General features: G+C 69.7%; 25 protein-coding genes. 12 read left to right on the top strand and 13 right to left on the bottom strand.

Going from position 1 to position 21,561, the window contains the following annotated elements:
- Positions 1 to 12 precede the first annotated feature (12 nt).
- The 5 genes from gdhB to NLF94_RS06295 all read right to left on the bottom strand — a co-directional run bounded on the left by gdhB (position 13) and on the right by NLF94_RS06295 (position 5,449).
- On the bottom strand, positions 13 to 1,305 hold the full coding sequence (gdhB, locus tag NLF94_RS06315) for a glutamate dehydrogenase GdhB (protein WP_254840621.1): 1,293 nt from the start codon (positions 1,303 to 1,305) through the stop codon (positions 13 to 15).
- On the bottom strand, positions 1,306 to 1,479 hold the full coding sequence (locus NLF94_RS06310) for a rubrerythrin-like domain-containing protein (RefSeq protein ID WP_254840620.1): 174 nt from the start codon (positions 1,477 to 1,479) through the stop codon (positions 1,306 to 1,308).
- A 64-nt stretch (positions 1,480 to 1,543) separates the two neighbouring features.
- Entirely contained in the window at positions 1,544 to 4,021 is a 2,478-nt protein-coding gene (locus tag NLF94_RS06305) for a bacterio-opsin activator domain-containing protein (protein ID WP_254840619.1), read from the bottom strand.
- Between the two features lie 177 nt (positions 4,022 to 4,198).
- Entirely contained in the window at positions 4,199 to 5,077 is an 879-nt protein-coding gene (locus NLF94_RS06300; protein ID WP_254840618.1) for a Vms1/Ankzf1 family peptidyl-tRNA hydrolase, read from the bottom strand.
- A gap of 24 nt (positions 5,078 to 5,101) precedes the next feature.
- Positions 5,102 to 5,449, bottom strand: a complete 348-nt coding sequence (locus tag NLF94_RS06295) for a DUF5802 family protein (protein WP_254840617.1) — start codon at positions 5,447 to 5,449, stop codon at positions 5,102 to 5,104.
- 231 nt (positions 5,450 to 5,680) lie between these two features.
- Between NLF94_RS06295 and NLF94_RS06290 the strand changes: the two genes are divergently transcribed.
- On the top strand, positions 5,681 to 6,505 hold the full coding sequence (locus NLF94_RS06290; protein WP_254840616.1) for an ICP22 family protein: 825 nt from the start codon (positions 5,681 to 5,683) through the stop codon (positions 6,503 to 6,505).
- Positions 6,506 to 6,569: 64 nt separating this feature from the next.
- Positions 6,570 to 7,241, top strand: a complete 672-nt coding sequence (locus NLF94_RS06285) for an ArsR/SmtB family transcription factor (RefSeq protein ID WP_254840615.1) — start codon at positions 6,570 to 6,572, stop codon at positions 7,239 to 7,241.
- A gap of 4 nt (positions 7,242 to 7,245) precedes the next feature.
- Here the strand turns inward: NLF94_RS06285 and NLF94_RS06280 are convergent, their stop codons facing one another.
- On the bottom strand, positions 7,246 to 7,743 hold the full coding sequence (locus NLF94_RS06280; RefSeq protein WP_254840614.1) for a DUF8526 domain-containing protein: 498 nt from the start codon (positions 7,741 to 7,743) through the stop codon (positions 7,246 to 7,248).
- Positions 7,744 to 7,827: 84 nt separating this feature from the next.
- On the opposite strand from NLF94_RS06280, the gene gatD reads away from it, so the two are divergent.
- Together gatD and NLF94_RS06270 are read left to right on the top strand one after the other, a co-directional pair.
- Positions 7,828 to 9,072, top strand: a complete 1,245-nt coding sequence (gatD, locus tag NLF94_RS06275; protein WP_254840613.1) for a Glu-tRNA(Gln) amidotransferase subunit GatD — start codon at positions 7,828 to 7,830, stop codon at positions 9,070 to 9,072.
- Positions 9,069 to 9,977: a GNAT family N-acetyltransferase gene (locus NLF94_RS06270; protein WP_254841405.1), complete on the top strand. Its 909-nt coding sequence runs from the start codon at positions 9,069 to 9,071 to the stop codon at positions 9,975 to 9,977. Before gatD ends, NLF94_RS06270 begins: the two co-directional genes overlap by 4 nt.
- A gap of 5 nt (positions 9,978 to 9,982) precedes the next feature.
- On the opposite strand, the gene NLF94_RS06265 is transcribed toward NLF94_RS06270, so the two are convergent.
- The 4 genes from NLF94_RS06265 to NLF94_RS06250 all read right to left on the bottom strand — a co-directional run bounded on the left by NLF94_RS06265 (position 9,983) and on the right by NLF94_RS06250 (position 12,687).
- Positions 9,983 to 10,384: an Ig-like domain-containing protein gene (locus tag NLF94_RS06265; RefSeq protein WP_254840612.1), complete on the bottom strand. Its 402-nt coding sequence runs from the start codon at positions 10,382 to 10,384 to the stop codon at positions 9,983 to 9,985.
- 114 nt (positions 10,385 to 10,498) lie between these two features.
- Positions 10,499 to 11,617 (bottom strand): hypothetical protein, encoded by a 1,119-nt coding sequence (locus NLF94_RS06260; protein ID WP_254840611.1) that lies wholly within the window; start codon positions 11,615 to 11,617, stop codon positions 10,499 to 10,501.
- Between the two features lie 46 nt (positions 11,618 to 11,663).
- Positions 11,664 to 11,948, bottom strand: a complete 285-nt coding sequence (locus NLF94_RS06255) for a ubiquitin-like small modifier protein 1 (RefSeq protein ID WP_254840610.1) — start codon at positions 11,946 to 11,948, stop codon at positions 11,664 to 11,666.
- Between the two features lie 25 nt (positions 11,949 to 11,973).
- A complete protein-coding gene (locus NLF94_RS06250; RefSeq protein ID WP_254840609.1) occupies positions 11,974 to 12,687 on the bottom strand; it encodes an esterase/lipase family protein in 714 nt (237 codons plus the stop codon).
- A 111-nt stretch (positions 12,688 to 12,798) separates the two neighbouring features.
- Here NLF94_RS06250 and tgtA point away from each other — a divergent pair, with 111 nt between their 5' ends.
- The 4 genes from tgtA (at position 12,799) to NLF94_RS06230 (ending at position 16,600) form a co-directional block, all read left to right on the top strand.
- On the top strand, positions 12,799 to 14,298 hold the full coding sequence (tgtA, locus tag NLF94_RS06245; protein ID WP_254840608.1) for a tRNA guanosine(15) transglycosylase TgtA: 1,500 nt from the start codon (positions 12,799 to 12,801) through the stop codon (positions 14,296 to 14,298).
- A 46-nt stretch (positions 14,299 to 14,344) separates the two neighbouring features.
- Entirely contained in the window at positions 14,345 to 15,298 is a 954-nt protein-coding gene (locus tag NLF94_RS06240) for a ribose 1,5-bisphosphate isomerase (protein ID WP_254840607.1), read from the top strand.
- A gap of 48 nt (positions 15,299 to 15,346) precedes the next feature.
- On the top strand, positions 15,347 to 16,366 hold the full coding sequence (locus NLF94_RS06235) for a phosphoribosylaminoimidazolesuccinocarboxamide synthase (RefSeq protein WP_254840606.1): 1,020 nt from the start codon (positions 15,347 to 15,349) through the stop codon (positions 16,364 to 16,366).
- 69 nt (positions 16,367 to 16,435) lie between these two features.
- Positions 16,436 to 16,600: a hypothetical protein gene (locus tag NLF94_RS06230; RefSeq protein WP_254840605.1), complete on the top strand. Its 165-nt coding sequence runs from the start codon at positions 16,436 to 16,438 to the stop codon at positions 16,598 to 16,600.
- On the opposite strand, the gene NLF94_RS06225 is transcribed toward NLF94_RS06230, so the two are convergent.
- Both NLF94_RS06225 and NLF94_RS06220 read right to left on the bottom strand, forming a co-directional pair.
- Positions 16,601 to 18,202 (bottom strand): ABC transporter permease, encoded by a 1,602-nt coding sequence (locus tag NLF94_RS06225; RefSeq protein ID WP_254840604.1) that lies wholly within the window; start codon positions 18,200 to 18,202, stop codon positions 16,601 to 16,603.
- Between the two features lie 267 nt (positions 18,203 to 18,469).
- Positions 18,470 to 19,426 (bottom strand): formyltetrahydrofolate deformylase, encoded by a 957-nt coding sequence (locus NLF94_RS06220; protein ID WP_254840603.1) that lies wholly within the window; start codon positions 19,424 to 19,426, stop codon positions 18,470 to 18,472.
- A 131-nt stretch (positions 19,427 to 19,557) separates the two neighbouring features.
- Here NLF94_RS06220 and NLF94_RS06215 point away from each other — a divergent pair, with 131 nt between their 5' ends.
- The 4 genes from NLF94_RS06215 to purQ all read left to right on the top strand — a co-directional run bounded on the left by NLF94_RS06215 (position 19,558) and on the right by purQ (position 21,021).
- The gene (locus tag NLF94_RS06215; RefSeq protein ID WP_254840602.1) at positions 19,558 to 19,764 is read left to right on the top strand and encodes a hypothetical protein; all 207 of its coding nucleotides are present in this window, start codon (positions 19,558 to 19,560) and stop codon (positions 19,762 to 19,764) included.
- Positions 19,742 to 19,912, top strand: a complete 171-nt coding sequence (locus tag NLF94_RS06210) for a DUF8150 family protein (protein ID WP_254840601.1) — start codon at positions 19,742 to 19,744, stop codon at positions 19,910 to 19,912. The genes NLF94_RS06215 and NLF94_RS06210 overlap by 23 nt, the downstream gene beginning before the upstream one ends.
- 120 nt (positions 19,913 to 20,032) lie before the next feature.
- Positions 20,033 to 20,284, top strand: a complete 252-nt coding sequence (gene purS, locus NLF94_RS06205) for a phosphoribosylformylglycinamidine synthase subunit PurS (RefSeq protein WP_254840600.1) — start codon at positions 20,033 to 20,035, stop codon at positions 20,282 to 20,284.
- Positions 20,285 to 20,346: 62 nt separating this feature from the next.
- Positions 20,347 to 21,021 carry a phosphoribosylformylglycinamidine synthase I gene (gene purQ / locus NLF94_RS06200; protein WP_254840599.1) on the top strand — a complete coding sequence of 225 codons (675 nt, stop codon included), beginning with the start codon at positions 20,347 to 20,349 and terminating at the stop codon, positions 21,019 to 21,021.
- Positions 21,022 to 21,031: 10 nt separating this feature from the next.
- On the opposite strand, the gene NLF94_RS06195 is transcribed toward purQ, so the two are convergent.
- A complete protein-coding gene (locus NLF94_RS06195; RefSeq protein ID WP_254840598.1) occupies positions 21,032 to 21,517 on the bottom strand; it encodes a DUF3592 domain-containing protein in 486 nt (161 codons plus the stop codon).
- Between the last annotated feature and the right edge of the window lie 44 nt (positions 21,518 to 21,561).

Genomic DNA, 21,561 nt, shown 5'->3' with positions numbered 1-21,561 from the left:
TGAGGCTGTTCTTCAGGGCCACAACCCGCGGAGTTCGTGGGCCCGAGCAACCCGGGAGAGAGCGACGATGTAGGCGGCGGTCCGCCAGGAGACGTCGCGGCGCTCGTATTCGTCCCGGATCGATTCCCAGGCAGCCATCATCTCGGCTTCCAGTTCCTCGTTTACGCGTTCGCGGGACCACTTGCGGCGGTTGATGTCCTGGAGCCACTCGAAGTACGACACCGTCACGCCGCCGGCATTGGCGAGGATATCGGGAACGACGGGAATGCGGCGCTGCTGAAGGATCGACTCGGCGGCGAAGGTGACGGGGCCGTTGGCCCCCTCGACGACGAGGTCGGCCTGGATATCGCTGGCGTTGGCGCCGGTGATGGCGTTTCCGACTGCACACGGTGTGAGTACATCGACGTCCAACTCGAGGAGTTCCTCGTTGGTGATGGCGTCGCCGTCGCTGTCGGTGACCGCCTCGGGCGTTTCGTCGTGGGCGGGGATTTCCTGAACGGCCAGCCCCTCCGGGTCGTAGGCGGCACCGTTGACGTCGCTGACGGCGACGATGTCGGCGCCCCACGACTCCAGCAGACGGGCGGCGTTGGCCCCGACGCTGCCGAACCCCTGGACGGCAATGGTCGCTCCCTCGACGGGGCGGTCGTAGTACTTGCAGGCTTCCCGCACCACGATGGCGACGCTGTAACCGGGTGCCTCCTCTCGACCGTAACTGCCGCCGATTTCGGGCGGCTTGCCGGTGACGACCCCGGGTGTCGTCTCGCCCTGCTGGACGCTGTAGGCATCCATGAACCACGCCATCGTCTGTGGGTCGGTCCCCATGTCCGGCGCGGGAACGTCGGTGTTCGGGCCGACGATGTCCCGTAGCTCCTCGGCGAAGCGGCGCGTCAGTCGTTCTCGTTCGTTCTCCGAGAGGTCCTTCGGGTTCACGACGACACCACCCTTGGCACCACCGAGCGGCAGATCCATCACCGCCGTCTTCCAGGTCATCCACATCGCCAGGCCGATACACTCCGCCTCGGAGACGTCCGGATGAAAGCGGATACCGCCCTTGAACGGCCCGCGGACGTCGTCGTGCTGGGCCCGGTAGCCCTCGAGAACCTCGACCGTCCCGTCGTCCCGCTCCAGCGGTATCGAGACGCGCTGAACCCGCGCCGGGTGTTTCAGCCGCTCGACGACGTTCGGGTCGAGGTCCAGTTCGGCAGCCGCGTGTTCGAGCTGGCGTCGGGCCGTCTCCAGCGCCGACACCGGCGCCGAGCGGTCGGTTCCTGCGCCCTCGCCCGACCGGGTGGATTCCGAAGCCATCTATTCGAGCGGCATCGAACAGTTCCTGATGTCGTCGCCACACTCGGGGCACGTCCCTGGATTCGTCGCGGCGCGCTCGGACCACCCACAAGTCAGGCATTCGTAGAGTAACCGGTCGTCGCCGGCTGCGACGTCCCAGACGGTGCAGACACTACCGGAGTCTTCGGTACCCATGACCGCAAATTTTGCGCTCGCCGGGATATGTCCAACCCTGTTTTATCGAACGTGTCGGCACCTGTCACCCTTCGTTATCAAACCCATTTCCGTCGAACAGGAACGAAAGCAGATTCCGCTGGGCCTTCCGGTTGAGCTGGTAGAACGCGCTCGAGGAGACCTCGAGCGCCTCGGCGATGTCCTCGCCGGTCGCCTCCCGCGGCGCCTCGAAATAACCGCTGTGGTATGCCGTCCGGGCGGCCTCGAGTTGGCGGTCGGTTAGCCTGTCGGCGAGGCGCGACCGGAGCTTCGGACCGCTGGCGTGCCGTCGGTCACGCTCGCGCCGGGCGCGGAGCTCGGGCCGCTCGTACCAGCCCTCTATCACCTCGTCGATTCTTCGCACGTCGGTCGACCCGGGAACGGTGACGACGAGCGTCGCGCCGTCACCATCGGCTCTCAACCGACGCAGCACTGCGCCGTGGTCGGCGAGGGTCGTCCCGATGAACGGCTCCGAGAGTTTCAGTCGGAGCGTGCCGCCGTCTTTCTCGTCTGCGATGACCCGTGCCTCGTCGACGGAGACGAACGCTCTGGCGGCCCGTGCGACTTCCTCGACGGTCCCCCGCTCTACCGTGACGAACAGCAACACCCGGTCGTCGAGGCGTTCGGCTCCGCCGTCGACGGCCAGTTCGGTGTCGGTGCGCGTCGCCAGCCCGTACAGGAGACACTCCTCGTCGGTGACACCGTAGGTCAGTTCCGTGACCGTGCCGCCCAGGAGGGCGTCGCGCTGTCTGGCCGAACCTATCGCCGAGGCGATGGTCTCGCCCAACTCCACGAGGACGCTGTCGATGGGGTCGTCGATGGCGTTGGCTCCGCTGGCGTAGACAGTCAACGCGCCGTAGGTCGCACCTTCGTACTTCAGCGGGACGCTGATGACCGACTGAAGACCAAGCGAAAGCGCCTCGACGCGCCAGTCGTCGCCACGAGGGTCCGAAGCGACGTTCGATACCGTCGTTGGCTCGCCGCGCCGTATCGTCTCGGCGGAGGGCTCGGTCGTCTCGTCGACCGTTTCGGGCAAGGCATCGAGGTAACTCCGGCCGGTACCCGACCACGCGCGCACCTCCAGGCCGGTTGCGGTCCGTTCGCCGACCCAGGCTAGCTCGAACCGTCCGGCCGCAGTCAGTCGGTTGCAGACGGCCGTCTCGATCTCCTCGCGGGTTTCCGCGCCGACGAGCGCCCGATCGATCTCGCGGATGATGTCGTTGGTCCGGTTGATCTCGACCAGTCGCTCGTTCCGCCGCTGCAGGGCCTCTTCCTGCTCGCGGAGTTCCGACTCTCGATCGATGCGGTCCAGCGCCGCCTCGGCCGTGGCGGCAAACAGGTCCGCGAGCTCGATGGTCACGTCGTCGACGCCGCTGGGGGTCTCACAGCCGACCACGAGTACGCCGTTGTCACCAACCGGCAGGTACGCCGCAGCCCGCAGATCGGTCGTCGGGTTCGAGAGGCGGTCGGCCCGCCGAACGTCGTCGAAGTACGCGACCTCGCTACGGACGAACGCCGTCCCGACGAGTGTGTTCGTGTCCGGTGGCAGCGACGGCAACTGACCGTGTAGCTCCGAGAACGGTTCGGTTACTGCCGCTGGCTGCAGCAGGTTGTCGTCCCCGTCGAAGAGGTAGCAGGCAGCGCCGTCGACGGGCAGTCCCTCGGTTACGTCGCCGACCAGCAGTTCGACTGCCTCCGTCCGGGATTCAGCGGCCAGAAGCTGACGGCTCGTGTCGTGCAGCGTCGTCAGCGCCCGCTCCCGCTCCTTCCGTTTCGTGATATCGCGGCAGCTGTAGAGCCGCGTCCCGCCCTGAATCGAGACTTCCTTGACGTTCACCAGCAGAGTGTGTTCCTCGCCATCGCTGTCGGTCACCGTACATTCGATGTTCGTGAGAACTCCCTCCTCGGCTAGCCTCTCTTCGGCGAAGACGTCCTCGCCCAGTAGCTCCGCTATGCTCCCGAGTTCGTGTATCTCCTCGGCCGTGTAGCCGAAAATGAAGTGGACGTTCGGACAGACGTACGTGAACCGTCCCGCCTCGTCGGTAACGAGGACGGTGTCGGTCATGTTGTTCAGCGTGATGCGGTGGAGCCGTTCGGATTCCCTGAGCTCCGCCTCCAGCCGGCGCTGCTCCGTTGCGGTCTCGAGGGCGTGCTCGACCCGTTCGGCGAGACAGTCCCGGACGTCGCCGGACGGGACGTACTCGTCTGCCCCGGCAGCGACGGTGTCGCTCGCTAGTCGTTCTGACCCTTCCTGCGGTGCGACGACGACCGGAACGCGGCCGTTCGCCTCTCGAATTGCCGAGACTGCTTCCGAACCGCTGGCGCCCTCGAGCGCGGCACCGACGACGATGCAGTCGATTTCCGGGCCGGCGGCTTCCAGTTCGTCGCAGGCCGTTTCGACCGTCGTCGCCGTGACGAACGCCGTCCCATCGGCGAAGGACGCGCGGGCGTCGCCGAACCACTCCCCACGACCGGCAAGCAGGATTCGCCGGCGGCTGTCCCGCGCGGTGGCGCCGTGTCCCATAGCTACCTGCTCCGTGCGGGAGGAAAATAAGCCTGTTAGTCCAGCGGGCTCACACGTCGCGGTCGGACGAGTTGACATCCTCCCACGGCTGAAGCCGTGGGCTTTCGTCTCGTAATTCTGTAAACGGCGGCACGGCGGTCGGCAGTTCGAACGCCTCGGGGCCGCGAACTTCGCCCCTCAGAGACCGTACAGCGGGACTGCCCAGAAGTCGTCGTAGGCGTCGCCTAACGCCGCCTCGGGCTCGCCCGTCGCGTCGACCGCAGCCGTCGCGTCGGCGTCGAACTCGCCGACCAGCCGGCGGTCGCCGGTCACGTACAGTCGGTCCGCGTCGACGCCGGACAGCGCCGCCTCGCATCGTTCGACGTGCTCGGCGATCTGCTCGTCGCGGAGCCGTTCGAAGCGGGATTGTGAGAAGCCGCCCTTCGAGTGGTCGCTCTTGACGTCGCTCGTGAAACCCTCGAAGTCGACGCGCTCGTCGCCCTCGTAGACGCCGACGGCGAAGACGTCCGACCGCACCAGCGCCAGCGCGTAGCGGCCCGTCGGCTGCAGCCACGCGCGGTCCAGTTCCGGGCCGTCGCTCCAGGTGGTGAACGGCTCGGGGGCGACGGGCGGCCGCAGCGCCGCCGCGACCAGGCCGGCGTCGTCGGCACAGACCAGACAGGGCGCCGCCCGCGAGAGGAGTCCGGCACGGCCCTCCAGCAGATCCGCGACAGCGTCGGGAACCGCCTCGTCGACGTAGGCGGTCAGCACGCTCTCGGGACCGTTTTCCAGACGTTCCAGCCGCGAGAGGACGGTCTCGAGGCGGCGACCGCGAACCGACTCCCGGTGACGGAAGGTCAGGTCGACCGATTCCTCGGTCTCCTCGAGTTGGCCCTCGAGGTCGGCGATGCGGTCCTCGAGGCGGTTGACGCGCTCCTCGGCCTCCTGGCGTGCGCGTGCCGCCTCCGACCGCCGCTCGCGCTCGGCGTCCAGCTGTGCCTGCAGGCTCTCGCGTTCGTCTTCGAGTTCCGCGATGCGCTCCTTCAGCTCCGTCCGCCCGAGGAGGTCGTCGAGCATCGGCGGACCGAGGGCGGGGGCGGCCTAAAACCCCGCGGGGTCGTCGCCGCCGACGGACCCGAGGTCCAGCAGCTGTGCGGCCCGGTCGGCCTTCGCCAGCAGCACCTCGCTGAGCGCGGGCGGGTTCTCGACGCCCGTCGCGGGGAGGACGGACGGCGGGAGCGCGACGGTCCGACCCGGCACCCCGTCGGCGGCGTGAACCGGGACGTGCGTCGATCCGATCTTCATCACCAGCGGCGCGGGCCCGTCGCCGTCGTAGAGCTGCTCGCTGACCTGTTCGTGCTGCTCGCGGTGCATCACGGCGCGCTCGTCCTCGTGGGGCTCGACGTAGAGCCGGCCCAGGTAGTACCCGCTCGAGAATCGTTCGAACATGCGGCCACATGTATGTGGGTCGTTACCACGGATAAAGCTTGGCCGGGAGGCTTTTGCCGTCGTGCAAACAGCGTCGATGGCCGCCGACACGAATTCCGGGGTGGATCGGCGGTCCGAAACCATCTCGTCGCTCTATGAACTCTCTGCGGCAATCTCGGGCGTTCGTTCCCGTGATTGAACGATCAGAACGGATGTCGGGTTTTTACGAGGTCGAGGTTCGAACCTCCGGTAATGAAACGAGCTGCTGTCGTGGCCGGATTCGCCGTGGGCGTCGCGCTGCTCGCGGCCGTCGCCGTCGGCGGTGCGGGATCGACGGCGGCGCAGGCCGACGCCGACGGGAACGCCTCCTTCGGTGCGGACGTCTCCTCGTTCATGCAGGCCAGCAGCGCCGAAGCGGAAGGCGAGGTCGAAAGCGAGATGTTCGCCGCCGCGCTGAACCGAACCGAGAACCCCGACGAGCGCCGCAAACTCATCGAGCAGCGCCAGGAGGCGCTCGAAGAGCGCCAGCAGCGCCTCCAGAACCGCCAGGCGGAACTGAACGGGAGCGGTCCGGTCGCCCAGACCGCCATTGCGACGCAGGTAGCGGTCGGCGCAACCGAACTCCGGGAGTCGGTCAACCGCACCGAACGCGCCGCCGTGGCAGCGGGGCTCGACACCAGCGCGCTGGCAGCGATACGGGCCAACGCCAGCGAGATGCGCGGCAACGCCGTCGCCGAGATAGCGGGCGGCATCGGCGTGTCCTCGAACCCCGGCGGCGGACCACCGGTCGACGTCCCAGGAGCGGCGGGCGACGACGAGGCGGACTCGAACGAATCCGAGAGTGAAGACCGCCCTGGGGCGGGTGAGGGGTCGGATGGAGACGGGGGGCCCCCGGAGGATGCCCCCGGGAACGGCACGGAGGGAAATGAGGGACCGCCGGAGGATGCCCCCGGGAACGGCACGGAGGGAAATGAGGGGCCGCCGGAGGACGCTCCTGGGAACGGGGACGGCGACGAGGAAGACGAAACCGACGAGGACGATCCGGGGAACGGCGGTCCGCCGGACGACCCCGCCTGACGGGCGACGGCAGGGCCTCCGGTTCGCGTCACCCTTTTTCGTGCGGGGTGTGAAGGGTCACACGATGGACTCGGCGGCGTTCCTCGACTTGCTCGGCAACGAGAACCGGCGGCGCATCCTCCGGCTTCTCGCCCGCAAGCCCTGTTACGTCACCGAGATAAGCGAGTACCTCGGCGTCAGTCCGAAGGCCGTCATCGACCACCTGCGGAAGCTCGACGAGGCCGGCCTCGTCGAGTCCCACGTCGACGACGGCCGCCGGAAGTACTTCTCTATCGCACGGAACCTCCGGCTCGAGGTCAACGTCTCGCCGTACGATTTCGGGACCAAGAGCGCCTACTCCGCGTCGCCGAACCTGGACATCACCTCCTGGCGGTACGTCTCGCTGGACATCGAGCGGGCCGACGACCCCGAGGAGGCGTCCTCGGAGACGGACCTGTCGGCGCTGGCCGAGGAACTCGGTCGCCTCGAGCGACTGGAGAACGAACTGTCGATGGCCCAGCGGTGGGTCCAGGGGCGACTCACCCAGACGCTCGACGAGATAAGCGCTCACTTCGAGGGCGTGGACGGCCGATTCTACGGCGAGTTGCTCCGGGGGCTGGCGACCGGCCCGGCGACGCCGGCGGAGTTGAGCCGCCGCGTCGAGGCGCCGCCGGACGTCGTCGCCGACGCCCTCGAGGGACTGGCCGCCCACGGCGTCGTCGAAGAGGACGGCGAGCAGTGGCGGCTGACCGACTGACCCGTCAAACCTCCCGCGTCAGGCCGTCCCGCAGGTCACGGCCGAAGTAGTGGCCGAGGGCGCCGACGGCACAGCCGACGCCGCCAGCCACCGCCGCCAGCGGCACGCCGAACCCGCCGAGGGCGGCGACGACGGCGTAGCCGACGAGCGTGCTCGCGCCGAAGCTAACGCCGCCGGCCACCGCCGTCTCCAGGTAGCGGCGGCGCTCGGCCACCAGTCCGAAGAGGAAGGTGGCGGCGAAGACGCCGACGAGTCCCGCGCCCGGCAGCGGGACGACGGCGTTCGCGGCCACCAGTCCCCCGACCGACAGCAACAGTGCCGCGAGGAAGGCCCGCGGCGAGAAGACGCGTTTGGCGCGAGTGCCGACCCGCTCCGTGCCCCCCGGCTCGGACGCCGATTCGTCGGTCCGTCCGTCGGAATCGTCGAGACCGACGTCGAACTCGGTGGCGTCGACCTCCTCGACCGACGAGCGGTCGCGGGTCCGGGTCCGGTCGCGGCTCATACCTCGGCGGAGGGCCGCCAGCGGTATCGGTCTTTTCCCGGCCGAAGGGTGTCTTTGAAGGTGACCGGGCCGGTACGGGCGGGTATGAACCCAGGGGACCGCGTTCGCGTCGACCGCGGCACCGCCACCTACGAGGGCGTGCTGATGCCGTCGACGACGGCCGACAACCTCGTCGTCAAACTCGACGGCGGCTACAACGTCGGCGTCGACCGCGCGGACGCCGCAGTCGAGGTACTGGAGACGGACACCTACGACGTCGAGAGTCCGGGCGACGCCGGCGGCACCTCCGAAATCACCTTCGACGAGGAGTTGCCGACCGTCGCGCTCATCTCGACGGGCGGCACCATCGCCTCGACGGTCGACTACCGCACCGGCGCCGTCACCGCACAGTTCGACGCCGAGGACGTCCTCCGGGCGGTGCCGGAACTGGCCGGCCGGGCCAACTATCGCGGCCGGGTCGTCGCCAACATCCTCTCGGAGAACATGACGCCCGACGTGTGGGTCGACCTCGCCGAAGCCGTCCGCGAGGAAATCGAGGCCGGCGCCGACGGCGTCGTCGTCATGCACGGCACCGACACGATGCAGTACACGGCGTCGGCGCTGTCGTTCGTGCTCGACACGCCGGTGCCGGTCGTCTTCACCGGCAGCCAGCGGTCGGCGGACCGTCCCTCCTCGGACAACGTGATGAACGCGGTCTGTGCGGTCGAGGCGGCGACGGCCGACCACTCGGAGGTGCTGGTCTGCATGCACGAAGACGAGTCCGACGACGTCTGTGCGCTGCACCGCGGCACCCGGGTCCGGAAGAACCACACGTCCCGACGGGACGCCTTCGAGACCGTCGGCGCGAGACCGCTCGGCGAGGTCGAGTGGGAATCCGGCGAGGTGACCTTCCGGCGCGAGGTGGCCGACCGCGGCGCCACCGACCTCGACCTGGCGGCCGACCTCGAGCGGGACGTCGAACTCGTGAAGTTCGTCCCCGGGACTGGCCCGGCGGCGCTGGACGCCGCCGCCGATGCCGAAGGAATCGTCCTCGAGGGCACCGGTCTCGGCCACGTCAACACGGGCTGGATCGACCGCATCGAGGAACTCGTCGCGGACGGCACCACGGTCGTGATGACGAGCCAGTGTCTCGAGGGCCGGGTCTGCGACCGCGTCTACGACACGGGCCGGGACCTGCTCTCGGCCGGCGTGGTCGAGGCCGGCGACACGCTGCCGGCGACGGCCTACGTGAAACTGATGTGGGCGCTGGCGAACGTTGACAGCGTCGAGGAGACGATGCGGCGGTCGGTCGCCGGCGAACTGCAGGCGCGGTCGGTTCCGTGGACGTGACGACCGTCGAGACGCGGCCGGCCCGTCACGCCGACCGCGAGGCCGTCGTCGCCTTCACCGAGGACACCTGGCCGGAACTGGGCGGCGACTACATCCCCCGCGTCTTCGACGAGTGGGTCGACGCCGACGGTCCGGACCAGCGGACCGTCGTCGCCTGCGTCGACGACCGGCCGGTCGGCATCTGTCAGGGCGTCCTGCTGTCGGACCACGAGGCGTGGGCCCAGGGGATGCGCGTCGACCCCGACTACCGGGGTGCGGCGATCAGCCCGAACCTGAGCCACGCGGTCTTCGAGTGGGCGGCCGAGCGGGACGCGACCGTCTGCCGGAACATGGTCTTCTCGTGGAACGCCGCCGGTCTCGGACAGTCCCGGGCGGTCGGCTTCGACCCGGTCACGGAGTTCCGCTGGCTCGAACCCGACCCGGACGCCGACGCCGACCACGACCTCGACCGCAGCGACGACCCCGCCGTCGCCTGGAGCGCCTTCCAGGGCAGCGAGGCCGCCCGCCACCTCCGGGGGCTGGGGCTGGACCTCGCCGAGTCCTGGGCGCTGGCCGAGGTGACGAGGGAGCGTCTCGCGGACGCGGAGGCGGCCTTCGCCCTCCGGGACGACGACCGCAGACGGGCCACGACCTACCGGACGCGGACCTTCGAGCGGGAGAACGACGACGGCGTCGAGGAGACGTGGGCCGAGTACGGCGTCGGCGCCTGGGACGACCACGAGGCGTTGGGTGCGCTGGCGGCGGCCGTGGCCCGCGACGCCGCCGCAGTCGGTGCCGAGAACGCCCGAATGCTGGTCCCCGAGACCCCGCGACACGTCTCCGACGCCGCGTACGCACGCGTCGCGTTCGCCGACGACCCGGACTTCGTGCTGGAGCGGGACCTGACGGAGTACGGCGGCGCGTAGCGGCGTCAGTGGTTCCGGTCGCTCCCGGCCGAACCGACGGTGGCGTCGCCGTCCTCGTCGATACCGATGGTGGTGGTGGTGGCCGACCCCTCGCCGTCGAAGGTGTGGGTCCGGACGGTCGATTCGCCGTCGACCGTGATCTTCACCTCGTACTCGCCGGTCTCTTCGAAGGGGTCGATGTCGACATCGGACTCCGCGTCGACGGTCCGGCCCGCGGCGTAGACGGGATCGGGGTCGTCGGCGAGGGCGCCGATCTCGACGACGACCGCGTGGGCGACGTCGTCCTGATTGACGAGGATCAGGCTGGTGGCCGACTGCTCGTTCGACTGTATGGCGCTACACCCTGCGGTGAGGACGAGTCCACAGAGGAGCAGGCTGACCGCGACCGACCGCGTGGAGGGCTGCATACGGTCCGGTTCCCCGCCTCCGGTAAGTCCCTTCCGGTCGCCGGACCGTGTGCCGCCCGCGCTTCGCGGGTCGCGGCCCACGGTTACAGCGATAGCGAGGCGAGGGCTTCCCGTTCACACCTCCAGATCGAAGGCGACGGCGACGGCGCCCTCGCCGACCCCGAAGTAGGCTAGCCGGTACCGCCCGGCCTGCAGGTCGGGACAGACCTCCGCCTCTCCCTGGACCGACGCCTCGACGATGCCCGCCTCGGTCAGTTCTATCGACCAGTCGAACCCCTCGCCGGGGCCGTGAGAGACGGCCTCGTCGGTGTAGACGAACGCCTCGGTCTCGTCGATGACCCTCACGTCCTGCCAGCCCGCCTCGGTGCGAACCTGGAGGTTGTACTTGGCGCTGTTGCCGGTCTCGACGGGTTCGTCGGCGACGTTCGTCAGGCCGACGTTGAGCGTGTCGCCGTAGTCGTAGGCCAGGTCGTCGACGCGGAGCGAGAGCGTCGTCCGACCGTCGCGCTCGTAGTCGCCCCACTGGCGGTCGTCCTCGTCGAAACGCTGGTCGTGCCGCTCGACGCCGGCCAACTCACACGACAGCGAGGCGACGGGGTCGGCGTCGGCGTCGGGCCGGACGTTGCCCGGCAGGTCCTCGGGGGCCGGCGACAGCGAGTCGTCGACGCTCGCGGCGACGGTCGAACTCTCGCCGCGGCCGTCGGTGACATCGACGACGGCGCGGTCCGGCGGGTCGGCGTTGAACGCCACCCGGAGCAGCGACGAGGGGTAGACCAGCGCCTCCGTACAGCTCTCGCCTCCGGTGCTGGTGTCACGGACGGTCGCCGAGGCCCGGATGCCCTCGTCGCCGACGCGGACGCCGTCGATTTCGAGTTCGTCGTGGCAGCCGTCCGGGCCGACGGACTCGACGAGGACGAGCCGTTCGGACTCGTAGTCGACGCCGTCGACGAACTCGAGTATCCGGTCGCGGCGCTCCTCCGGGAGGTCGTACTTCGTCAGGAGGGAGCGCTGTCGCGCCTCGGAGTCGACGACGACGACGTAGCCGGTGGCGTCGTCCCAGCCGACGGCGCCGCGGACGGCGAAGGGGGTCGTCTCCGCGTCGGTGACCGAAAGCACCGCCCGCGGGGGACTCTCGGTCGGGACCCGCTCGCCGTCGCCGCCGAGACAGCCGGCGAGCGCCGCGCCGACCCCGAGACAGCCGGCCCGGAGTGCGTCTCGTCTACCGATGTTCATTCGTCGGGTGAAGGACGGGCGGACCCAAGTGGTTTCCGACCGCGGGCTACCGGGCGCCGCCGCTGACGGGCGGGAACAGCGCCAGTTCGTCGCCCGCCTCCAGGACGGTGTCGTGGCCCGCGTCCTTCACGAACGGGTCGTGGTCGTTCCGGAGGACGCGGATGTGGTCGCGTATCTCGCCGTCCTCGTCGAGGACCTCCGCCTCGAGTTCGGGGTGGGCCACGAGCAGTTGCTCGAAGGCCTCCCCGAAGGTGTCGCCCGGCCCCGCCTCGACGGTGACGCGCTTCGTGCCCGCCGCCTCCGCGAGGTTGGCGAACAGTCGCCAGTCCATAGCGGAAGTCGGGTCGGGTCGCTCTTCAGGCTGTCGACACGGCGGTCCCGAGCAGGCGGTCCCGGTAGGTCCGGTAGGCGTCCTCGTCGAAGACGAGCTGGAGGTGGGTCCGCCGGCGGGCGGGCCGGTTCTCGTCGGCGCCCCGCCGGACGTCGTCGGGGAGTTCCGCGCGCCGGGGGCCGACCACGAGCGGGTCGAGGCTCCCCCAGACCGCGGTGTAGCGGACGCCCTCGGCCGTGGCGCCGTCGTTGAGCGTCCCGAGGAACTCGCTGCCGGGCACCATGTCGCGGCCGCCGGGCGTCCGGGTCGCGAGGTGGGCGGCTCTGGTGCCCTGGTGTGGCGTCCCCAGCGTCACGAGTTCGCGGACGTACGGCGCCGCGCCGAGTTCCTCGAGGGCCCACCGCGTCCCGAGGCCGCCCATCGAGTGGGCGACGACGTCGACCGGACAGCCCCGCTCGTCGTGGACCGACTCGACCGTGGCCGCGACGTCGGCGCCGTACGTGCGGGGGGAGTCGCTGGCCTCCCCGACCCGGTCGCCGAAGCTGACGGTGTGGAGGTCCGCCTCCTCGTAGCCGTCCCCCCGGAGGTGGTCCCTGAGTCGGCGCCACCAGGCTGTCTCGCCGGTGTCGGCGAAGCCGTGGACGAGGACGACCGGCCGGCGGTCGGCGCCGCTCGCGCCGACCGGAACGGCGGCGCCGCTCGCCCGCCGGAGCAGTTCGCGTCGGTTCCGCTCGGTCACGGTCGGGCGTTGCCCGTCGAGGCGTTACACCTTTTCGCCACGGATCGGCGGCGCTTTTAACGTCGGGAGGGGGACGTAACCCTTACCGCCGTCGGCGCGGAACGGCGAGCAATGCGAGACATCTTCGAGGTGCGGGACTTCGACGGTCTCGGTCGCATCGGCGAACTCGAGGTCCCGCGGGCCGGCGTCACCGTCGAGACGCCGGCGCTCCTGCCGGTCATCAACCCCCACATCCGGACAATCGAACCGGCGACGCTCGAGTCGGAGTTCGGCGCCGACGTCCTCATCACGAACGGCTACGTCCTCTACAAGAGCGACGAGTACCGCGAGCGGGCCCTCGAGGAGGGGCTTCACGACCTGCTGGACTTCTCGGGGGCCATCATGACGGACTCGGGATCGTTCCAGCTGTCGGAGTACGGCGAGATATCGGTGACCAACGAGGAGATACTCCGCTTCCAGCACGAGGTGGGCTCCGACATCGGGACGCCGGTCGACATCCCGACGCCGCCGGATGCGGGCCGAGAGCGGGCCGAATCGGAACTGGCGACGACGCAGGAGCGCCTGGCGGCCGCCGAGGACGTCGACGTCGGCGAGATGCTCGTCAACGCGCCCGTCCAGGGGTCGACCTACCCGGACCTCCGGGAGGCGGCCGCCGAACACGCCTACGGGACGAGCCTGGACGTCTTCCCGGTCGGCGCGGTCGTCCCGCTGATGAACGGCTACCGGTACGCCGAGATGGTCGAGGTGGTGCTGGCGGCGAAGCGGGGGCTGGGCGCCGACGCGCCGGTCCACCTGTTCGGCGCCGGCCACCCGATGATGTTCGCGCTGGCGGTGGCGGCGGGCTGTGACCTGTTCGACTCGGCGGCCTACGCGCTGTACGCCCGCGACGACCGCTACCTGACCGTCTCGGGCACCGACCACCTCGACGACCTCGATTACCTCCCCTGCGGGTGTCCGGTCTGTGCGAGTCACACGGCCGCGGAACTGCGCGCCCTCGAGGAGCGACCCCGCGAGGAGCGACTGGCCGAGCACAACCTCCACGTCAGCTACCGCGAGTTGCGGACGGTCCGGCAGGCGCTCCGGGAGGGGAACCTGCTGGAACTCGTCGAGCGCCGCGCCCGCGGGCACCCGGCGATGGTCGACGGCTACGAGGCGCTGCTGGACGGCGCCGACCAACTGGAGGCCGCCGACCCCGTCTCGAAGGGGACCTTCTTCCACCTCTCGTCGGCCTCGGCCCGCCGGCCGGAGGTCCGGCGACACCACGAACGGCTCGCTCGGCTGTCGGTCGAGGGCGACGACGTGCTCCTGTCGGAGGGCGACGACAACGACCGCTTCGACGAGACCTGGCGACTCCGGCCGCCGTTCGGACCGTTCCCGGCGGCGCTGTCGGACAGCTACCCGCTGACCGCCGAGACCCCGGAGCGACTCGACCGCGACGCCTACGAGGCGGCCGCCGCGGGCGTCCGGCGACTCATCGAGGCCAACCCCAACGTCGCGTTCACCGTCGCCCACTGGGAGTGGCCCGACGCGGCGCTTTCGGCGCTGCCGGACGGCGTCGGGACGCTGGAACTCGGTCCCGACAGCGAGCCCCCCTCCGACGCCGACGGCTGACCGGGCCGGCCGCGGGGCTTTTGCCGCTCCCGTGCCAACCGTCCGCATGGACGAGGCGCCGTCGCTGCACCCCGAGGTCCGCGAGACGGCCGGCCGAATCGCGGCGATGGAGACCCGCGGAGCCGCGGCCATCGCCGACGCGGCCGCCGCGGCGCTGGGCGCCCAGGCCGAGACCAGCGACGCCGACTCCGCGGCGGCGTTCCGCGCCGAGATGCGGGCCGCCGCCCGGACGCTGCACGACACCCGGCCGACGGCGGTCAGCCTGCCCAACGCCCTCCGGTACGTCCTCGCGGATCTGTCCGGCGAGGACGTGGAGACGCTGCGGGCGACCGTCGCGCGACGGGTCGAGCGGTTCCGGGCCGACCTCGAGGACGCACGGAAGCGACTCGGCCGCATCGGCGCCGGCCGACTCCGCGACGGCGACGCTGTGATGACGCACTGTCACTCGACGGACGTCCTGGCGTGTATCGAGGCTGCCGTCGAGCGGGGCGCCGACCTCGAGGCGGTCGTCAAGGAGACCCGGCCGCGCAACCAGGGCCACGTAACCGCCCGTCGGCTGCGGGAACTGGGCGTCCCCGTGACGCTCGTCGTCGACAGCGCGGCCCACCGTTTCCTCGACGAGGTCGATCACCTGCTGGTCGGCGCCGACAGCATCGCCGCCGACGGCAGCGTCGTCAACAAGATCGGGACCGCCGGCCTCGCCGTCTCGGCGCGGGACCGCGGCGTCCCCGTCGCCGTCGCCGCCCAGTCGATCAAGCTCGCGCCGGGGACGCTGACGGGCGAGGCCGTCGAAATCGAACGCCGCGACGCCGGGGAAGTCCTCGATTCGGCGACCCGCGAGGAACTCGACGTCGAGGTGGCGAACCCGGCCTTCGACGTGACGCCGCCGCGTCACGTCGACGCCATCGTCACCGAACACGGCCAGTTCCCGCCCGAGAGCGTCGTCGTGCTGATGCGGGAGCTGTTCGGCGAGGAGGTCGCCGAGCCGTGGCACGGGTGAGGGAGATGATGGAAACGCCTTTCCGGGCTCACCGACTCGCCTCCGGTAATGACCAGCGTCAAGGACTTCCGCGTCGAGGAGCCCGCGACGGCCGACGGTCTCGGGCGCGGGGCGTTCGTCTTCACCGACGACTACTCGGTGTTCGACTGGGGGAAGATGCCCGACTCCATCCCGAACAAGGGGGCGTCGCTGTGCGCGATGGGGGCGGCCAACTTCGAGCGGCTGGAGGCCGAGGGCGTCCCGACGCACTACCGGGGCGTCGTCTCGGGCGGGGAGGTCGTTCCGCTCTCGGCGGTGGCCACGCCCCCCCGCGAGATGGCCATCGAGCTGACGCAGGTCCCCGATCTGCCCCACGACGGCCGCGAGTACGACTACGAGGCGTTCCACGCGGCGGCCGCGGAGAACTACCTGATCCCGCTGGAGATCGTCTTCCGGAACACGGTGCCGGTCGGGTCGTCGCTCCGGGGGCGGGCCGATCCCGACGAGTTCGGCCTCGAACACGACACCTGGCCCGACGAGCCGGTCGACCTCCCGGAGCCGGTGGTCGAGTTCTCCACGAAGTTCGAGGAGTCCGACCGGTACCTCTCCCGGGCGGAGGCCGACGACATCGCCGGTAGAGCCGACGTCGAGGACCTGGAGGCGGTCGCCCGCCGGGTCAACGACCTCGTCACGGAGACGGCCGCCGAGGCCGGCCTGAAACACGAGGACGGCAAGATCGAGTGTTGCTACTTCGACGGCGAGATACGGGTCGCCGACGTCGTCGGCACCTTCGACGAGAACAGGTTCTCCCACGGGGGCCAGCAGCTCTCGAAGGAGGTCGTCCGGCAGTACCACAAGCGGACCCAGCCGGAGTGGGTCGAGGCGGTCGAGGCGGCCAAGGCAGCCGCGAAGGAGCGCGACGTCGCCGACTGGCGGACGCTCTGCGAGCGCGAACCGGAGCCGCTCGCCGACCACGTCGTCGACGCGGTCCGTGACATGTACTCGGCGGGCGCAAACGCCTACCTCGACCGGGAACTGTTCGACGCGCCGCCGCTGTCGGCCGCTGTCGAGACCGTCCGAGAACTGTAGCGCGGTGCTCCCGTCGGCGTCGCGGGCGAATCCCGGACGTTTTTACTCGTAGACGGCGAACCGTCGTGTATGTACCCGCTGCAGACCATCTCCGACCCGGCGATGGCCGTCGCAGTCCTCGTCATCGCCCTGAGCATAGTCGTGCCGGCGGCCTTCGTGTGGGCCTACGGGAAGATACGGGAACCCCCGGAGACCGAAGACGAAGAGGACGACCGTCGGCGCGTCGGCGTCTGATCACTCTTCCTGTCGCAGGATGACGACCATCGACAGCCCGGAGATGACGAGCAACAGCAACGCGGGGATCGCCACGTAGCTCTGGTAGCCGGCCGCTCTGGCCGCCCAGATTCGGGTCACGAGCGTCTCGAAGCCGATCGGCCGCAAAAGCAGCGTCGCGGGCAGTTCCTTCATCGTCGTGAGGAAGACCAGCGCGGCGCCGGCGACGATGCCGGGCGCGATGAGCGGCAGCGTCACCCGCCGGAACGACGAGAGCGGGCCCTCGCCGAGCGTCCGGGCAGCCTCGTTCAGCCGGGGGTTCACCTGCAGGACGGAGGTCCGGGTCGACCCGACCGCCTGCGGCATGAAGCGGACGACGTAGGCGAACACGAGGATGGGGAGCGTCTGGTAGACGCCGATCTCGATTCCCGCGACCTCGATGGAGCCGTATCTGGCGCCGAAGAAGACGAGCGCGAGCCCGATGACGATGCCGGGGACGGCGTAGCCGACGTAGGTGGTCCGCTCGAACAGCGACCCGAGACGACTGTCGTACCGCGCCGAGAGGTACGCGACGGGCAGCGCCGCCAGCGCCGCGAACAGCGCGGCCAGCCCGCCGGCGGTCGCGGAGTTGAGCAGCCACTCCCACTGGAAGACGAACTCCCTGGAGGGGCTCGTCTGGCTCGTGACGAGGAACCACACGAACACGCCTATCGGCATCCCCAGCGTGACGGTTCCGAGCAGGGCACAGAAGCCGACCGCGGGCCACTTCCAGCGCCCGAGTTCGATGTCGGTCGTCGACCCGCCGGCGCCGGCCGTATAGAGGGTGCCGGTCCGGCGGACGCGGGATTCGATCGCGAGGATGAACACGGTCAGCGCGACCAGCTGCAGCGAGAGGAAGGCGGCGAAGTCGTCGCCGCCGATGGACTGCTGCTTGAGGAATATCTCGCGGGTGAACACGTCCGCCTGGAGGAAGGCCGGCGTCCCGAAGTCCGAGACGGCGTACAGCGCCACGAGCAGGGCGCCGGCGGCGATGGCGGGGCGTATCTGCGGGAGCGTCACCCGCCGGAACGTCGACAACCAGCCGTGGTTCAGCGTCCGGGCGGCGTCGACGAGCGACTTGTCGAAGGTCTTCAGCGCCGCCCGGGTCGTGATGAAGACGTAGGGATACGTGTAGAGGGTGATTATCAGGACCGCCGAGGACAGCCCGTAGACGTCCGGCAACTCCTGTACACCGAGCGGTTCGAGCCACCCCTGGACGATGCCCCGGGGCCGGAACATCGTGACGAACGCGAAGGCGCCCAGATAGCTGGGAATGGCAAGCGGCAGCGAGACGATGATAGTCCAGAACCGACGACCGGGCAGGTCGGTACGGACCGTAAGCACCGCCAGCGGCACCGCGAGCAGGACCGAAAGGACCGTCACGCTCACCATCAACAGCAGACTGTTGAGGAATATCTCGACGGTCCTGTCGTTGAACAGGAGGCCGCTCGCCCGATCGGGAGGGACGGTGCTCGCCCGCATGACGACCCAGGTCAGCGGGAAGACGAGCGCCGCCGCGACCGCGCCGCTCAGCAGCGTCAACGCGAGCGGTCGTTCCGTCGAGGAGTCGGCGGTGCCTGTCATCGTTCGAAGCGAGGGGTTCGGAGTCGGTTAGGTCTTCCCAAACGGCGCGGACGCTATCGGTCTGGGTTCGTTCCCCGGTCCACCAAGGGAGCCGGGGACGACAGGGGACAGACGCGAAGTCGGCGGGTCGGACCACACCCCGGGTGATGCCCACGGCGTCCGGGGTCGTCCGCGCGTGGGGCGGCGGGTGCTCGTGCCCGGTGGATCGCCGCGCTCCCACGCTATCGGTTTAGGCGTACCTAAAACACAAAAAAGTGTCGACTCCGCTCAGTCGTCGCCGGTGACCACGTCGCCGAGGCCGTCGATTGGTCGGTCCGGCAGGCGTTCGTCGACGCTCTTCGGCAGCCCGAGCCGGTAGTCGTCGGGGTCGACCTCGCTGCGGAGCTCCGTCCGGCCGCGGTACACCGAGACGGCGTCTTCGAGGTGGAGCCGGACGGCCTCCAAAAGCGCCTCGGCCTCCAGCGGCTGGCCGCGCCGCTCCAGCTGCTCGACGTCGGCGCCCGGCGGCGCGTTGAATGCCCGCTGGGTGATGATGGGTCCCTGGTCGAGGTCGGTGGTCACGTAGTGGGCGGTCACGCCCGCGATGCGGACGCCGTCCTCGCGGGCCTGCCGGTAGGCTTCCGCGCCGGGAAACGCTGGCAGAAGCGAGGGGTGGACGTTGATGATGCGGTCCTCGTAGCGGAAGACGACCTCCGGGCCGAGGATGCGCATGTAGCGGGCCAACACGATGAGGTCGGTCTCGTACTCGTCGAGCAACTCCAGCAGGTGCTGTTCGTCCGGCGTGCCCTTTTCGTCGCCGACGTCGTGGAAGTCTATCCCGTAGTGTTCGGCCAGCGGCTGGAGGTCGTCGTGGTTCCCGATGACGACCTCGATGTCGGCGCCCAACTCGCCGTCGGCCCACGCCTCGAGCAGCGCCTCCAGGCAGTGCGACTCCTTGGTGACCAGCACGGCGATGGTCTGGGTCTCCCGCTCGGCCGGGAACCGTACCCGGATGTCCTGACCCAGTTCCTCGCCGAGTTCGTGCAGCGCCTCCCGGAGTTCCGCCTCCGTACAGGTCATCTCGGTGGCGTCGACGTGCATCGTCATCCGGAAGACGCCGTCCCGGACCGCCTGGTCGAGGTCCTCGATGTTGATGTCCCGCTCGAACAAGAGCGTCGTCACCCGCGCGATGAGTCCCGTGTCGTCGTCGCCGACGACCGTTATCTCGGTGTAGTTGCGGCTCACGGTCGTCGCCTCCGGGCTCGGATGTGGTTCGTCATACACCCCCGTGGGAGGGCGGCGGTCAAAAGGGCGACGTTCCGGGCGTACGGCGGTTTTTATGTTAGGACGACCGACGGGCCCTCGAGAACCCGCTCGTGGCCCGCTTCGACGGACACGAGGTCAACGTGGGGTCGCTCGAACAGCAGATAGCGTACAAACTCTTTCTCGGAACCGAGAAGGACTTCGAGGACGCGCTGCACCTCCATACGGTCTTTCGGGAACAGCTTGATACCGATGCGCTCGAAACGTACGTCGAGGAACTGGAGGTGTCGGACCGATATGCCGAACTTAGAGGAGCTTAGGGACCAACAGCGGGCCAACGTCGCACAGCGACGCGAGTTCGTCAAGCGGTGGGCGGAACACGTCAGGGACACCGCCGACGAGGAGTGGTCGGCGGAGGTCAACGTGGTCATCGACTCCCAGTACGAGGGGTCAGCTACCCACGACTGAAGTCGTGGGCTTGTCGGTGAGGCGCGTGGCCGACGCCGCTTCGTGGCCGAACCAATACACGAACGTGAATACCTCCCCGAAGACACAACCGTTTTCACGCACGAACACGCCTCGTCAGGTATGACCGCCTACACCGCGACCGTGACGGTTCGGCTCAAGCGGGGCGTGCTCGACCCCGAGGCCGAGACGACACAGCAGGCGCTGCAGCGACTCGGGTTCGAACTCGACGACCTCCGCTCGGCGGACCGCTTCGAGGTCGACCTCGACGCCGCCGACGCCGCCGACGCCGAGGAGCGAGCCACCGAGATGGCCGAGCGCCTGCTGGCGAACCCGACCATCCACGACTACGACGTCGAGGTCGCCGAGGCGTAGATGACGGTCGCGATACACACGACGGCGACGCCCGGTTCCCACCCGCGACGGCGGTGGTCACTGTGACCGTCGCAGTCATCCGGTTCGGCGGCTCGAACTGCGACCGCGACGCCCGCCGGGCCCTGGAGCACCTCGGCGTCGACGCCGAAATCGTCTGGCACGAGGACGGACTCCCCGAGGACACCGACGGCATCGTCGTCCCCGGCGGCTTCTCGTACGGCGACTACCTCCGGGCGGGCGCGATGGCGGCACGGGCGCCTATCATGGACGAGGTCCGCGCCGCCGCCGCCGAGGGCACGCCCGTCCTCGGCGTCTGCAACGGCGCCCAGATCGGCTGCGAGGGCGGGCTGACCCCCGGCGCCTTCACCACCAACGAGAGCGCCCGCTTCCAGTGCGAGCCGGTCCACCTGCGCGTCGAGAACGCCGACACCCCCTGGACGGCCGCCTACGAGGAGGGCGACGTCGTCGAGGTGCCCATCGCCCACGGCGAGGGCCGCTTCGAGATTGCCGACGAGCGTCTCCAGGGACTGGTCGAGACCGACCGAATCCTCTTTCGGTACTGCGAGCCCGACGGCGAGATTACCGAGGCGGCCAACCCCAACGGCTCGAAGGACAACGTCGCCGGCGTCCTGGGCACCGAGGACCACGTCGCCGTCCTGATGCCCCATCCCGAGCGCGCGACGCTGCCCGACATCGGGCCGACGGACGGCCAGGGCGTCCTGCGGGCCTTCGAGTGAGTCCCGGCGGTCACTCGCCCGTTAGCTCCTTCACCAGCCCGATCAACCCCATCAGGGCGAACAACAGCGGGAACGCCACGGGGACGTAGTCGTTCCACTCGATGGGCTCGGTTTCGAGGAACGACCGGTCCGGCCGGTCGCCGTCGATGTGTACCGTGACGGTCGAGCCCTCCGGGTACCGGTCGACGACGGCCTGGGCCTCCGAGCGGTCGCAGTACGCGGTGCCCTCGCTCGGGCCGGGATACAGGTTCTCGCTCCGGTAGGTCGTCCCCTCGTACGTGTAGCGATACGTCACCGAGGGGCTGTACGTGGTCGAGCGGGCCTCCCCGCAGTCGGCCGTTCCCCGGGCGAGCTCGGTGTCGACGACCGTTCCCTCGACCTGGGTGTCGGCGTTCTCGGCCGCGGCGCTCGGTGCGGCGATGACCAGTTGCCACAGCGCCACGGCCGCGGCGAGCGATACGACGATCAACGCGAGTGCCCCCAGTACCCGCTTCATAGCCGTCCATGAGAGGTTTCTCTACTAAAAGTGTCGGTGAGATA

The organism is Natronomonas marina, assembly GCF_024298905.1.
Lineage (GTDB): Archaea > Halobacteriota > Halobacteria > Halobacteriales > Haloarculaceae > Natronomonas > Natronomonas marina.
The sequence above is the reverse complement of the archived record's forward strand: the minus strand, read 5'-3'. Positions and strand labels throughout refer to the sequence as shown.

Excerpts from the sequence above, each read along its gene's own strand:
- gdhB (WP_254840621.1), bottom strand. The coding sequence starts at position 1,305 with ATGGCTTCGGAATCCACCCGGTCGGGCGAGGGCGCAGGAACCGACCGC.
- NLF94_RS06310 (WP_254840620.1), bottom strand. The coding sequence starts at position 1,479 with ATGGGTACCGAAGACTCCGGTAGTGTCTGCACCGTCTGGGACGTCGCA.
- NLF94_RS06305 (WP_254840619.1), bottom strand. The coding sequence starts at position 4,021 with ATGGGACACGGCGCCACCGCGCGGGACAGCCGCCGGCGAATCCTGCTT.
- NLF94_RS06300 (WP_254840618.1), bottom strand. The coding sequence starts at position 5,077 with ATGCTCGACGACCTCCTCGGGCGGACGGAGCTGAAGGAGCGCATCGCG.
- NLF94_RS06295 (WP_254840617.1), bottom strand. The coding sequence starts at position 5,449 with ATGTTCGAACGATTCTCGAGCGGGTACTACCTGGGCCGGCTCTACGTC.
- NLF94_RS06290 (WP_254840616.1), top strand. The coding sequence starts at position 5,681 with ATGAAACGAGCTGCTGTCGTGGCCGGATTCGCCGTGGGCGTCGCGCTG.
- NLF94_RS06285 (WP_254840615.1), top strand. The coding sequence starts at position 6,570 with ATGGACTCGGCGGCGTTCCTCGACTTGCTCGGCAACGAGAACCGGCGG.
- NLF94_RS06280 (WP_254840614.1), bottom strand. The coding sequence starts at position 7,743 with ATGAGCCGCGACCGGACCCGGACCCGCGACCGCTCGTCGGTCGAGGAG.
- gatD (WP_254840613.1), top strand. The coding sequence starts at position 7,828 with ATGAACCCAGGGGACCGCGTTCGCGTCGACCGCGGCACCGCCACCTAC.
- NLF94_RS06265 (WP_254840612.1), bottom strand. The coding sequence starts at position 10,384 with ATGCAGCCCTCCACGCGGTCGGTCGCGGTCAGCCTGCTCCTCTGTGGA.
- NLF94_RS06260 (WP_254840611.1), bottom strand. The coding sequence starts at position 11,617 with ATGAACATCGGTAGACGAGACGCACTCCGGGCCGGCTGTCTCGGGGTC.
- NLF94_RS06255 (WP_254840610.1), bottom strand. The coding sequence starts at position 11,948 with ATGGACTGGCGACTGTTCGCCAACCTCGCGGAGGCGGCGGGCACGAAG.
- tgtA (WP_254840608.1), top strand. The coding sequence starts at position 12,799 with ATGCGAGACATCTTCGAGGTGCGGGACTTCGACGGTCTCGGTCGCATC.
- NLF94_RS06240 (WP_254840607.1), top strand. The coding sequence starts at position 14,345 with ATGGACGAGGCGCCGTCGCTGCACCCCGAGGTCCGCGAGACGGCCGGC.
- NLF94_RS06235 (WP_254840606.1), top strand. The coding sequence starts at position 15,347 with ATGACCAGCGTCAAGGACTTCCGCGTCGAGGAGCCCGCGACGGCCGAC.
- NLF94_RS06230 (WP_254840605.1), top strand. The coding sequence starts at position 16,436 with ATGTACCCGCTGCAGACCATCTCCGACCCGGCGATGGCCGTCGCAGTC.
- NLF94_RS06225 (WP_254840604.1), bottom strand. The coding sequence starts at position 18,202 with ATGACAGGCACCGCCGACTCCTCGACGGAACGACCGCTCGCGTTGACG.
- NLF94_RS06210 (WP_254840601.1), top strand. The coding sequence starts at position 19,742 with ATGCCGAACTTAGAGGAGCTTAGGGACCAACAGCGGGCCAACGTCGCA.
- purS (WP_254840600.1), top strand. The coding sequence starts at position 20,033 with ATGACCGCCTACACCGCGACCGTGACGGTTCGGCTCAAGCGGGGCGTG.
- NLF94_RS06195 (WP_254840598.1), bottom strand. The coding sequence starts at position 21,517 with ATGAAGCGGGTACTGGGGGCACTCGCGTTGATCGTCGTATCGCTCGCC.